Annotated in this window: 11 protein-coding genes and 2 pseudogenes; 10 read left to right on the plus strand and 3 right to left on the minus strand. The window is 55.7% G+C overall.

The window, feature by feature from the left end; genetic code table 11:
• Positions 1-3 precede the first annotated feature (3 nt).
• Together E4P01_RS12720 and E4P01_RS12725 are read left to right on the plus strand one after the other, a co-directional pair.
• Entirely contained in the window at positions 4-549 is a 546-nt protein-coding gene (locus E4P01_RS12720; protein WP_216091107.1) for a hypothetical protein, read from the plus strand.
• Positions 546-1,217: a hypothetical protein gene (locus E4P01_RS12725; RefSeq protein WP_216091106.1), complete on the plus strand. Its 672-nt coding sequence runs from the start codon at positions 546-548 to the stop codon at positions 1,215-1,217. Before E4P01_RS12720 ends, E4P01_RS12725 begins: the two co-directional genes overlap by 4 nt.
• 194 nt (positions 1,218-1,411) lie before the next feature.
• On the opposite strand, the gene E4P01_RS12730 is transcribed toward E4P01_RS12725, so the two are convergent.
• Positions 1,412-1,858 (minus strand): autotransporter outer membrane beta-barrel domain-containing protein, encoded by a 447-nt coding sequence (locus E4P01_RS12730; RefSeq protein ID WP_216091105.1) that lies wholly within the window; start codon positions 1,856-1,858, stop codon positions 1,412-1,414.
• A 195-nt stretch (positions 1,859-2,053) separates the two neighbouring features.
• On the opposite strand from E4P01_RS12730, the gene E4P01_RS12735 reads away from it, so the two are divergent.
• The 3 genes from E4P01_RS12735 (at position 2,054) to E4P01_RS12745 (ending at position 3,561) form a co-directional block, all read left to right on the plus strand.
• On the plus strand, positions 2,054-2,293 hold the full coding sequence (locus E4P01_RS12735) for a carbon storage regulator (RefSeq protein ID WP_290443064.1): 240 nt from the start codon (positions 2,054-2,056) through the stop codon (positions 2,291-2,293).
• An 81-nt stretch (positions 2,294-2,374) separates the two neighbouring features.
• Positions 2,375-3,229 (plus strand): nuclease-related domain-containing protein, encoded by an 855-nt coding sequence (locus tag E4P01_RS12740; protein ID WP_248130035.1) that lies wholly within the window; start codon positions 2,375-2,377, stop codon positions 3,227-3,229.
• A gap of 11 nt (positions 3,230-3,240) precedes the next feature.
• On the plus strand, positions 3,241-3,561 hold the full coding sequence (locus E4P01_RS12745) for a 3'-5' exonuclease (RefSeq protein WP_248130056.1): 321 nt from the start codon (positions 3,241-3,243) through the stop codon (positions 3,559-3,561).
• 69 nt (positions 3,562-3,630) lie between these two features.
• On the opposite strand, the gene E4P01_RS12750 is transcribed toward E4P01_RS12745, so the two are convergent.
• The gene (locus E4P01_RS12750; RefSeq protein WP_216091103.1) at positions 3,631-4,128 is read right to left on the minus strand and encodes an SgcJ/EcaC family oxidoreductase; all 498 of its coding nucleotides are present in this window, start codon (positions 4,126-4,128) and stop codon (positions 3,631-3,633) included.
• Positions 4,129-4,302: 174 nt separating this feature from the next.
• On the opposite strand from E4P01_RS12750, the gene E4P01_RS12755 reads away from it, so the two are divergent.
• From E4P01_RS12755 to E4P01_RS12775, 5 genes and pseudogenes are all read left to right on the plus strand, one after another.
• Positions 4,303-5,490 carry a sensor histidine kinase gene (locus tag E4P01_RS12755; protein WP_078820943.1) on the plus strand — a complete coding sequence of 396 codons (1,188 nt, stop codon included), beginning with the start codon at positions 4,303-4,305 and terminating at the stop codon, positions 5,488-5,490.
• Complete coding sequence (locus E4P01_RS12760) at positions 5,487-6,140, plus strand: response regulator transcription factor (RefSeq protein ID WP_078820944.1); 654 nt, start codon at positions 5,487-5,489, stop codon at positions 6,138-6,140. Before E4P01_RS12755 ends, E4P01_RS12760 begins: the two co-directional genes overlap by 4 nt.
• Positions 6,137-8,464, plus strand: coding sequence for an ATP-binding protein (locus E4P01_RS12765; RefSeq protein ID WP_216091102.1), 2,328 nt, complete (start codon positions 6,137-6,139; stop codon positions 8,462-8,464). The genes E4P01_RS12760 and E4P01_RS12765 overlap by 4 nt, the downstream gene beginning before the upstream one ends.
• A complete protein-coding gene (locus E4P01_RS12770; protein ID WP_065944140.1) occupies positions 8,461-8,925 on the plus strand; it encodes a response regulator in 465 nt (154 codons plus the stop codon). The genes E4P01_RS12765 and E4P01_RS12770 overlap by 4 nt, the downstream gene beginning before the upstream one ends.
• A 1,814-nt stretch (positions 8,926-10,739) precedes the next feature.
• Positions 10,740-11,145, plus strand: a pseudogene (locus E4P01_RS12775) (IS3 family transposase); the annotation flags it as partial.
• Between the two features lie 30 nt (positions 11,146-11,175).
• Here E4P01_RS12775 and E4P01_RS12780 read toward each other — a convergent pair.
• Positions 11,176-11,399 (minus strand): annotated as a pseudogene (locus tag E4P01_RS12780) (DNA polymerase V subunit UmuC); the annotation flags it as partial.
• Between the last annotated feature and the right edge of the window lie 295 nt (positions 11,400-11,694).

Consider the following 11,694-nt stretch of genomic DNA (forward strand, 5'->3'; position numbering starts at 1 on the left):
ACCATGAAAAAAAAATTTATCGCCAGCATCACATTGTTAACTACCCTAGCGTCCAGCCATACATTTGCTGAGGTGGTACTAAAGGGCAATACAAGGACTTGGATTAGTGCTAGCGTCACTCATCCTGACTTATTAATTGTTACAGATGATAAAGGCTCCTGGTTCGACCAAGGCCTGGAGCTACAACAAATGGGGGACAGGGATGCTCCATATCAAGTCGAGGCACGCATACGCGTGTTGTCCAGCAGTGGCGAATTCCAGGTTCGTCTAGATGACCCCGTGCGCATTCAGCATACAAAAAACCCAATGCTCGCTTTTCGAAATCCTACCGTAACATTGGGTAACGAAGGTGGAGTCAACAAGCGGTTGATGATTGAGCAAAGCACAGTGTTTCATAACCCTGCTTCGACTGGACAGGGAGAAGACTCTCTCGGCTACTATAATTTTTCTGTTTCAGCCTACCCGCCCGAAGGCGCGCTCACAGGCACTATCGGAGTATATACAGGAGTGCTCTCCCTGACCTTCGAACCCGTGGTCAAAGTTCCGTGAATCGCTTACCACACTCGCGTTTTATTCCGGCGCTGGTTCTTTGCGTGGCCGGTTCATTTGCCTCCCAACGCGCTGATGCCACAATCGATATTTTCCCCAAGGAAGTTCAGATACGCAATGTTCCTTTGAGTGTCCATATTATTAATAGTGGGGACCGCGCTGAATACGTGTCCATTTCCTTACGTCTGCTAAAGAACCCTGGCGTGCGCATAGAGGAAGAAACACTTGAGGCGGTTGCTGACATAGCGCAACCTGCACTCTACGCATTCCCCTTCCAGGTTACGTTGGCCCCAGGGCAGAGTAAAAAAATCGTACTCAAACCTGTCAGAGCAGTTGAAGCAGAAACAGTATATCGGTTGGACATCAAACCAGTCATACGACCTCGGGAAGAGAACGGGCCAGAAAAATTCAAAGGTGTAATCATTAACCTTAGCTTCAGTGCGCTCGTTCGCCAGTTACCAACCACTGAAACTGACACCCTGAAGGTAGTCTGTGTCTCAGACGGAGCTGAACTGATTGCAAGCGGGACGGTGCGCCATTCAATAAATAGCTTGCACGTCGATGGAAAATCGGAGCCCGGTTTTAATATTTATCCCGGCGTTCCTCACAAAGTGACCGGCCATTTAGTTGAGGTTCCTGGCCATCCTCCGTGCAAATCTGGCCGTTGATAAAGCTGATGATACTGCCGCAGTTAGCATGTAGGGGATCGAATCGGCCCTAAGCCTGCGAGCGGAAATAACTTGAACTATCGTTTATTGGCGGCCGGGTGTGGTGGCGGCCTACTTGAGTCCGGGCCGCAGCCAATCATTTCATAACTCCTGCGGCCATCAGCTAACCGCAGTGCCCTGTGGCCTGATTGTTCCTAGAACGTCCATGAAGCTATGGCAGAGGTGCTCTCGTCGTGAAAGCGCTTACCTATTTCGCCTGTGTACCTCAGCCCCACGGAAAAGGCCGGCGTCAAATCCAACGTAGCGCTGAACGCCAACTGAGCCGTGTCCTGCTGCACGGGCAAGCCGGAAATATTCACGAAGTCTCCTTGGGACTGCAGCTTCAGACGAGTGTGCGTGGCTTTCTCCGTGAATGCGTGTTGCAGCCCGGCGCTACCATTCAGACGCACGGCCATGCCATTGGCCAGAGGATGAACAGCGCTCACGCGTGCACCGAGTCGGGCCGAGGTCACGTCCATGCGGCTTTTTTTGCCACTGAGGGCGAAGAGGTTTTCCTTCTCTGAAAATGCTTTGGTTTCAACGTGGACGTAGTTGAGCCCGATAAAGGGTTCCAGCGTCACTGTGTTGAAGTGAAAAACCACTGGCGAGAACCTTGCTGAAACTTGTCGAGTTCTATTGGCAGAACAAACGGCGCCAATGCCATTCCGCACTTCGGCAGCGCTCCGTCCGGGCGGTTTCACTGAGATACCCAATCAATCGCAGCGCAGGAAATTTCCTACATGAATTTCGGACAATGCATGGAATTAATGGCCCGAACATTCACCCCAATTTGAAAGGTGCTGCCATTGCTACTTATCACTAGGAGGACCGGCGAACGCTTACGTATCGACGACGAAATTCAGATCAAGGTGATTGACGTTATAGGCAGTCATGTCTCTTTAGGCATCCAGGCACCCAAGCACATCTCGATCGCTCGATCCGAACTGCATGAAAGGGCTATAGATGCCGAGGACAAAGACAAAAAGCCAGACTCGCCATCCGCACCTGAATCACCATTGCCAAAAAATCGGTCATGACAGACCGTCCCGCGATTGATAAGCGCAGTCACGCTGCGAACTTATTATTTTGCGTCGCTCTGAATCATATCGAGTACGCAAATGATCGAGGCATACGACATGGCTCTACATTTTCCCTCCCGCAACATCTGTCGGTTTGATACTGCGGGCGAGCGCCGTCTGGCTGAACGCCTGGAAAAGAAACTGTCGGACGATTGGCTGTGCTGGTTCAATGCACCTGTGGGCCCTAAAGGCTTGCGGCCAGACTTCGTGCTGATGCATCCGCAACGAGGGTTTTTGGTGCTGGAGGTAAAGGACTGGAAAGTTGAAACCATCGAAAGCATGACCGCTGAGCACGCCAGGATCCATGTCGAAGGTCAATTGAAAACCGTGGCCAACCCGTTAGCGCAGGCTCGGATCAACACCCTTGAGGCCGTGAAGTTGCTGCAAAATGATCCTGCATTGCAACAGCCGACAGGTTCTATCCGCGAGCGTAACTTACTGATGCCCTACAGCTGGGGCGTGGTCCTGACAGAGATCACCCGTAAGCAGTTCGAGAGCGCCGGGCTTGCCAATGTGCTGGCTGAACAGCGAGTCATCTGCCGAGATGAAATGACTGAGGCGGTAGAAAGCGAGGGCTTTGAGGCGCGCCTGATCAGGATGTTTGCTCAGGTGTTCGCCTGCCACCTCACAGATGAGCAAATCGACCGCGTGCGCTACCACTTGTTTCCGGAGGTACGAGTAAACCTCTCACCGGGTCAGTTTGGTCTGTTCAACGCTCACGAAGAGCCGGTGCCGAGCTTGATCAAGGTGATGGACTTACAACAGGAGCAGTTGGCGCGGTCCATCGGCGAAGGCCATCGCGTGATCCATGACAACGCAAGGGGCGCATCCTGGACGATATGGCCGTTATTTAACGACATTGGGCTCAAGCCGAGCACATTGAAAAAATCCTGAAGGACGCTGGCATTCCGTTTGTCTCCACGCGCCTCACCCAAGACCGCAGCAAACTCTACGATGATGCAGATACAGTCAAAATCTTCAGCATGCATTCCAGCGAAGGCCTGGCGTTCGACTTGGTTATCCTCCCCTATCTGCACGACATACCCATCAACGGCGCAGATGACGAAGATGAAACACGCGTGCTATACGTGGCCATGACCAGGGCCATTGATCGTTTAGTGATGATGCACCGTGATCACTCCAGCTTTACCCGGCGGGTCCAGGAGGCGATCAGGGCGGTCAGCGAGCATTTGGCGGGGAACGATGCGCAGAACACTGAACTATAAAAAGGACCTCGAACTGAGCAGCAGTGAGGTCGATCATTGAAGGTCGCGTCGCGCGGAGTCTCATTGCTCCTAGGCTTCAGGCATCGCCGAAGAATGGTGATTGAGAATCTTCCAATGGCCGTCCACCTGTTCATAGACAAAGGTATAGCGCGCCTGCACCTGACGCGTCTTGCCGGTCGCCTCGGTCAGGGTGAAGGTGTAGACGCCGCTGTCCACGGCCACGTTGCTGCCCAGCAGGCTGATGTCGCGGTAGTTGATTTGGCCTACAGGCTTGAGCGCTATGAAGTGATCGAAGTAGTCCTTGATCTGAGCCGACGTGGTGCGCAGCTGATTGGACATGGTTGGCTGCAGCACCGCGTCCGGCGCGTACAGGTCGACCACCGATTGAGCGTTACCGGTCTGCAACATGCTGTTCCAACGGTCAAACAAACCGGCAATCTCACGGTCCTTCACGCCGTCAGGCACTTGGGCCACAGTGTTGTAGACATACGGAGACGTCTGCGCTGCTTGAACAAACGGTGCGCTCAAGGCAAAAAGCAAGGCAATGGTCGGGGTTTTGAATTTCATTGCGATATTCCAGTGGTGGTCGTTGCGCACACTTTGCCAACCCGCCAGCCACCCGACATCGGCCAACCGGAATCATTTAGCTATGCCATTTGGCAGATGGCACACCGTACCGTTAACAAGGTTTAATGACCCTCCCTGCGCCCGTGGCGCTTGCCCCAACGCCGGAGCCCAAGCATGCAAACCCTGCCACACGACCCCGGTAGTGCCTTGGCCATCCGCACCCAATATCGGCAATCGGAGAGTCGCGCGGCGCGCCTGCGGCTGTTGGTACATACCGGGCAGGAGTTGACCCGGCTGGCCCCGGACGCCATGCGCGAGCAAGTATTGGCACGGGCTTGCGCCTTCCTCGCGATGGACCACGGGATGCTGCTGGAGTGGGACGCCGACGGACACGTTAGCACCACCGCCCGGCATGGCTGCCGTGATCGACTGAACAGTCTGGAGATCGCCGCCGACCGTACAATGCGCACGCCGAACTGGCAGGATCGTCCGGGGGAATCCTTGCCCAATGTGCTGCGGGTGCCGTTACGCGGTGGCGACGGGAATGCCTTTGGCGCCCTGGTGCTGGCCAACAGCGTGAGCCTGCGGGCGCCGGACAACGAAGACAGCGAATCCATGCAACTGCTCGCTACCCTGCTGGCTGCGCACCTTGAAAATGACCGATTACTGACGACGCTCAAAGCCCGGGATCGCACTCTGTCGGATCTGGTCAACCGATTGTTTTGTGCGCAAGAAGACGAACGTAAGCACGTAGCTTATGACCTGCACGACGGCCTGGCGCAAACCCTCGCGGGCTTGCACCAGCGGCTGCAAGGTTTTGCCGGCCGCTGCCCGACACTGCCGGACACCCTCGGGGCAGACTTGCAGGCAATTCTGGCACTGGCCCAGCATTGCGTGGTTGAAGGCCGGCAACTGATCAGCGGCCTGCGCCCGACGGTGCTCGACGATTTCGGATTGCTCAAGGCGGTCGATAAAGAAGCTGATCGGCTGCGCGAAGCCGGAATCAGCGTGCATTGGTTAACGCGTTGCGAGGTGCGCTTTCCCAGTCAGGTGGAGATCGGTTTGTTCAGGATCGCCCAGGAAGCGATCAACAATATCCTCAAACATGCGCACGCCAAACAGGTGCAACTGGCGTTGGAACTGCACGACGGTCAGGCCTGGCTGCGGGTAAAAGATAACGGCAAAGGCTTTGCTGCCCCCGAACTCCAACTCGATACCGACAAAACTCGACATCTGGGCCTGGCCACCATGCAGGAACGCGCCAGCCTGTTGGGTGGACGCCTCACCTGCACCAGCGCAATCAACGGCGGCACCCAACTGCACGTCGGCGTGCCCGTGAACCTGGATGGAACACCCCAATGACCCACCTCCTACGCCTCGTGCTCGCTGATGATCATGAAGTCACGCGCACCGGTTTTGTCGCCTTGCTGGCCGGTCATCCGCAATTCGAAGTGGTCGGTCAGGCCCGCGATGGTCAGGAGGCCGTCGAGCTGTGCGAACGGTTGCTGCCGGATATAGTGATCCTCGACATCCGCATGCCGTTGCTCAACGGCCTGGGCGCTGCACGTCTGCTTCAGCAACGCCTGCCGACCCTGAAAGTGGTGATTTTCACCATGGACGACAGCCCCGACCATCTGGAGGCGGCCATGAGTGCCGGCGCCGTCGGTTACCTGCTCAAAGACGCCAGCCGCGACGAAGTGATCGACGCCCTGCAGCGCGTCGCTGCCGGTGAAGAAGCCCTCAATCGTTCCGTCAGCGCCCGCCTGCTACGCCGCATGACCGAACGTAATACGAGTGGCGGTACACCCACCGAAAACCTCACTGCACGAGAACGCCAGGTACTTGGGCTCGTGGCCAACGGCATGAGCAATCGCCTGATCGGTGAGAAACTGGGGATTACCACCGGTACGGCAAAAGCCCACGTCGAACGGGTCATCGGCAAACTCGGGGCGGCTGACCGAACCCAGGCTGCGGTGCGTGGCATTGCTCTGGGCCTGGTGACCCCACCATGAAGGTGTTTTATGCCGGACGCTGGGCCGACCTGCCGCTACGGGGCAAGGCCTTGGTGGTGATTTCCCTGCCATTGGTGATCCTGTTGCTGTCACTGGTGTTGATCTACATCACCGAGCGCCAGACTGCCCGTGCCGAAGAAGACGTGCGCCGGGTATTGCTGGTGCAAGGCGATATCCAGACTGTGCACACCTTGCTCGCCGAAGCGGCCGCCAGCGTGCGCGGTTATCTGCTTACACATCGAGAAGATTTCCTGCCGGGCTATCTGAAAGCCAAGCCCCTGATCGAATCGGCCCTGCGCCGCCTCGACAGCCATGTGCGTGATGAACGGGTGCGTGCACAACTTACCGCCATCGCACCGCTGATCAACAGCAAAATCGATGGGCTGGAGCAAATGCTTCGCGATCGAGAGGCTAAACCGGAGTCGCTCACCACCATCCTGGTCAATAACAAATACATCCTCGATGAATTGCGCGAGCATATCGGCACCATGCTCACCCTTGAGGACACGTTGCTGGCCGAGCGGACTGCGGCGGCATACGCGACCCGTCAGCGGCTGTTGCTCTCAACCTTACTGGCCGCCCTCTGCGGACTATTTGGTGCCATCGTGGCGGTACTGTTTTTGTCCAAAGGGATCGTAGCCAGGGTGCAGCAGGTCCAGGGCAATGCCCAACGCCTGGCCCTGGGGCAACCTTTGCAGCCACAACCGCCGGAGAACGATGAGATTGGCCAGTTGGGCACTCGTCTGGTGGAAGCCGGCCTACTGCTGGCTGAACGTGAACGCGCGTTGCGCGACAACGAAGAACGCTTGCGGCTGATCATAGACGGCGTGAAGGACTACGGGATCTTCGCCCTCGACACCCAGGGTTATGTCACCAGTTGGAACGCCGGCGCCGAGCGAATCAAGGGCTATACCGAGCAGGAAATCATTGGCCAACACTTCTCAATGTTTTACCTGCCGCAAGAGTGCCCCCAGCATCCCGCAATGGCCTTGCGTGAGGCCACTCGCGACGGGCATTACATGGAGGAAGCCTGGCGTTGCCGCAAGAATGGCAGCCGCTTCTGGGCCAGCGTGGTAATCACTGCGCAATACGACAGCAGCGGCACGTTGCGTGGGTTCTCTAAAATCACCCGGGACATTACCGATCGCCGCGCGGCCGAGATTGCGTTGCGCACTGCCCGCGAAGAGGCTGAGCGCGCCAGCCTGGCTAAAAGTGAATTCCTGTCGCGCATGAGCCACGAACTGCGCACCCCGCTCAACTCGATCCTGGGCTTTGCGCAACTGCTGGACATGGACGCGCCCCCTGGGCAAAAGGCGCAGATCGGTCACATACTGCGTGCCGGCCAGCACCTGCTGATCCTGATCAATGAAGTGCTGGACATTGCCAAGATCGAAGCCGGACGCCTGCCGCTGAACATCGAATCCGTGCCCTTGGAAATCGCCTTGCAAGAAGCCTTGACGCTGGTCTCGCCAATGGCCGCCGATGCCGGCATCCAGCTGGCACCGCTGCCAATCCTGGCCGCTGACAGTGGGATCGTCGCCGATCGACAACGCCTGACTCAGGTGTTGCTGAACCTGCTGTCAAACGCCATCAAATATAACCGGCCTGAGGGTCAGGTCAGCATCGAGGTCAAGATTGATCAGCAACGAATCGCTGTGTCGATCAGCGATACCGGCAAAGGCATTGCGGCTGATCGCCTGGTTCGCCTGTTCAAGCCGTTTGAACGCCTGGAGACCGACCCGAATGTGGAAGGCAGCGGCCTTGGTCTGGCACTGAGCAAGAGCCTGCTGGAAATGATGAACGGAAGCCTGACCGTGCAAAGTCAACCCGGCGTCGGTTCCCGATTTACCCTGGAGCTGGCGTTTGTACACTTGCAGGACCCCGTCGGGGCAGCCGCTGCCGCGCTCGATAATCGACCGCTGACCCCTGCACTTGCAGACCCCGAAGTTCAGGGCAAGGTGTTGTGCATCGAAGACAACCTCTCCAGCCTGGCGCTCATCGAAACCGTGCTGCAACGGCGACCCGGGATAAAACTGCTCTCGAGCATGCAAGGTCAATTGGGGCTGGACCTGGCTGCCCAACATGCGCCACAGCTTATCCTGCTGGATGTCTCGCTGCCGGACATCGACGGGCTGAACGTTCTGCAGCGCTTGCGCCGGTGCGCAATCACCCGAACCACCCCGGTGCTAATGATCACCGCCGATGCCACCGACCTCACCCGCCAGGCCTTGAGTGACGCGGGCGCGACCGCCGTGCTGACCAAACCGATTCACATTCCTTCGTTCCTTGCCCACCTCGACCAGTACTTTCCGGAGCCCGTGTGAACCCCGACCTGCGCATTCTGATCATCGACGACAAACGCCCCAACCTCGATCTAGTGGAGCAATTGCTGGTACGTGAAGGGCTGACCAATGTGCTGAGCAGCACCCAACCGTTGCGGACTCTGGAGCTGTTCAACAGCTTCGAGCCGGACCTGGTGATTCTCGACCTGCACATGCCCGAGTTCGACGGCTTCGCCGTGCTGGAACAACTCAACCGGCGTATCCCAAGCAGCGAATACTTGCCGATTCTGGTGCTCACCGCCGACGCCACCCGCGACACACGCTTGCGCGCCCTGGCCCTGGGAGCCAAGGATTTCATCAGCAAACCACTGGATGCGCTGGAAACCATGTTGCGCGTCTGGAACCTGCTGGAAACCCGCGTGCTTTACAAGACCTTGCGCACCTTGGTGCCAGCGGATCAAATCGATTTGCTGCAAAGGCGCGGTTCAAAGTCATCAGACTGAATAGCTCGATCACGCAACGCCCAAAGAACGCGCCAAAGCGTCTATTCCCCAAATCGCAGGCAAAAAAAAGCCACTCGTTAGAGTGGCTTTTTCATTAATGCTTGGAGCGGGAAACGAGACTCGCATCTGGCGTCCGACCCTTTGAAATCTAAGGGGTTTCTTTTATTGCCGAAGCAGGAAAAGACTCAATTCTGGACTTGTTTTGGTAGTGCTTCAAGAGCAAAAAGGTTAATTCCAAGCAAGGCTATTGGATTCTACGCATAGACAATCGGACGAACAATCATCAAGCGCGAGGCGCTGCCATCCAGCTCTTGCGTTCCGTGAACCATCACGAACCGAAAAACACGCCCCGCTGATGATCTCTCGCTGGACACTGATACATACCGTCAGTCGATGCAGATGGGCGTCCGGTTCGAGGCATGACTTCCAGACTGTCCAGGGAGAAGGAGTGGTAAGTTTAGTTTATTTTTCCTGCACCCTGCTAATACGTTGCAATTATTGAGTTTGATGTTTGTCGTCTGGTTATTTTTGCGCTGAGAGAATTCTTCCGAATTCAGAGTCTGGATCTACCGATATAGTAAAGCGCTGCGTGAATAAGTCCTCTTGGTTGAAGGTGATGATATTTCGTAATGCGTCCCGCTGCACCTTCAATAAGTAATCGAAAAAACAGGAGAAAAAAACGCACCTGAAAATTTCACCGGCAGCACATTCGCACACTCGAGACTGAAAAACACTTCCCTCAGCAAAGGCAACTTTACGAACGCCAACCTGAGTGACATCACCTTAAAGTCAGTAGAATCGCGCAGCACAAACTACACCGACGCAAAATTAACCAGTGAAACCTTAATAGCCGTGGACTTTCACGGCAGTGATTTTTGCCGGGCTGATCTGACCGGAATACACTGTGAGCGCGTAAATTTTTCGGGGGCGATTCTGACCGATGCAAAAGTTTAATTTAGCCCGGACTTTATCGATACAGTGGTCGCCACTCCAGAATAACTCGACCGCCATATCAACCACCTCAACAACGACAACGAAGGGTTGCTAATCTCCATCAACAGCATTGATCACACCTATGAAGGGATCAGAAATACGTCGATGGAAACAGGTAAACCGGCTCACCCAATTGCCTGACAGGCAACTCTCAGGCCCATGGACTCGCTAGCGAATATTTTGCTCAACGAGCTTTCGTATTCAGAATCTCCGGCAATCGCTGAATGTGTTCATACACGATTGCTGCCTCGATGGGCTGAACAGAAAAACCAGGCTCTCCTGCGCCGCGGCGAAGTCGATTTGGCCTTGACACTGGAGTACATTAACCACCCTCAGTCAACCGTTGACTGGTCAAAGACGCAGTATTAGGGCGCCGTTAACCAACTGCTGCATAGCGCCAGCCTTTCGCCAGACGATGCGGTACTGCAATCGCTTTCGCAGCAACTACGTACCACCTACTTGCACAGCCAAACGGTTAAGGGTGCCGTTACCGCTCTAGAGCAAATAGACCCTGGGGCAAGCACTGAGAGTTACCTCTTTACCTCCCCATAAGGTCAACAAGCACTCGCACTTGAACCCGAAGTTTTTGGCCAGCTTGTCGGCAACGGCCCCCTGAGCACCGCCTGGACCAACGCCTACCTTCTCAAGCGCACCGACGGTAACGGCCCGTTTGATAATGTCCAGCTCAATACGCCGAAGACCGCCTATGCCATGCAACCCTTTCTGAACACGCGCTATGGCGCGCTCATGCAAGGTGCACGCATTAAAGACCAGGTAAGGAATATTCTGGGCAACAGCCAACACGCAATCACCTTCATTGAAAAACCGCCGGCCTGTCGGCGCTTGAGCTGGACGAATATTGCAGGCGAAAAGGCCTTTACCTCGAACAAATCAACGCTTGGCGCCAAGCCTGTATCGCTGGTTAGCAGACCTTTCAGGTCCAGGAAAAGGTCGACCCCGAGCAAGCGCGCAAGGACAAGAAGCGCATCCAGGACCTTGAACGTGAACTACACCGCAAAGATAAGGCGCTTGCCGAAACGGCCGCGTTGTTGGTGCTGCGAAAAAAGCTCAACGACTACTGGGGGCCGACGACGAGGACAGCTGACGTCTTTGCCGGAACAGCAGTTGCTTGTAGCGTGGCTGACCGAAGCTATCGCAGCAGGAACCAGAAAAGCCAGGGCTTGTCAGGAGGACGGTCTGGCGCTCAGCCCCCTGCAGCGATGGACTCACGTGGCCGACCGCGGGTGAGCAACGACAATCCGTCTGGCCGCGCTGGCGAAGATTCATCAGCTGGATTCAGCCTTGATGTAATTGAACTCAGGACGGAACACGCGATCGAGCGCATCGACGACAGCCTTCGTCAGCAACCGTGCATCGTCAGTTGGATACGGCAACTCGACTAACACGCCGTTGGCGTATTTGGCTTCTTCCGGATAGAACACTCCGGTGCGGATGCTGAGGCACAGACTCTTGCACACAGAATCCAGGGCGCAAAACGCATAGCTTTTTCGACATTCGCATCATATTTTAAGAGGTTTATCCCCGCCGAGAGACCGGACTGTAAAGGACTCTGATTCAGGAAAATGAGATTTAATACTCTCCAAAGTAGGGGTGGTATTGGAAGTCTTCCATGAAGAAGACATACTGAATAGTCGGCTTATTCAGCATCCATTATCACAACTGCGTTAAAGTCATGCTCACACTCTCCCAGAAGCGGCAAAATGTAATCTGACGCACTTACAATACAGGATCTCGCACCTTTTATTTCGTACCACC

The sequence above is a fragment of the Pseudomonas sp. NCIMB 10586 genome (assembly GCF_023127895.1).
In the GTDB taxonomy this organism is placed as follows: domain Bacteria; phylum Pseudomonadota; class Gammaproteobacteria; order Pseudomonadales; family Pseudomonadaceae; genus Aquipseudomonas; species Aquipseudomonas synxantha_A.

Excerpts from the sequence above, each read along its gene's own strand:
- E4P01_RS12765 (WP_216091102.1), top strand. The coding sequence starts at position 6,137 with ATGAAGGTGTTTTATGCCGGACGCTGGGCCGACCTGCCGCTACGGGGC.
- E4P01_RS12750 (WP_216091103.1), bottom strand. The coding sequence starts at position 4,128 with ATGAAATTCAAAACCCCGACCATTGCCTTGCTTTTTGCCTTGAGCGCA.
- E4P01_RS12740 (WP_248130035.1), top strand. The coding sequence starts at position 2,375 with ATGATCGAGGCATACGACATGGCTCTACATTTTCCCTCCCGCAACATC.
- E4P01_RS12760 (WP_078820944.1), top strand. The coding sequence starts at position 5,487 with ATGACCCACCTCCTACGCCTCGTGCTCGCTGATGATCATGAAGTCACG.
- E4P01_RS12720 (WP_216091107.1), top strand. The coding sequence starts at position 4 with ATGAAAAAAAAATTTATCGCCAGCATCACATTGTTAACTACCCTAGCG.
- E4P01_RS12755 (WP_078820943.1), top strand. The coding sequence starts at position 4,303 with ATGCAAACCCTGCCACACGACCCCGGTAGTGCCTTGGCCATCCGCACC.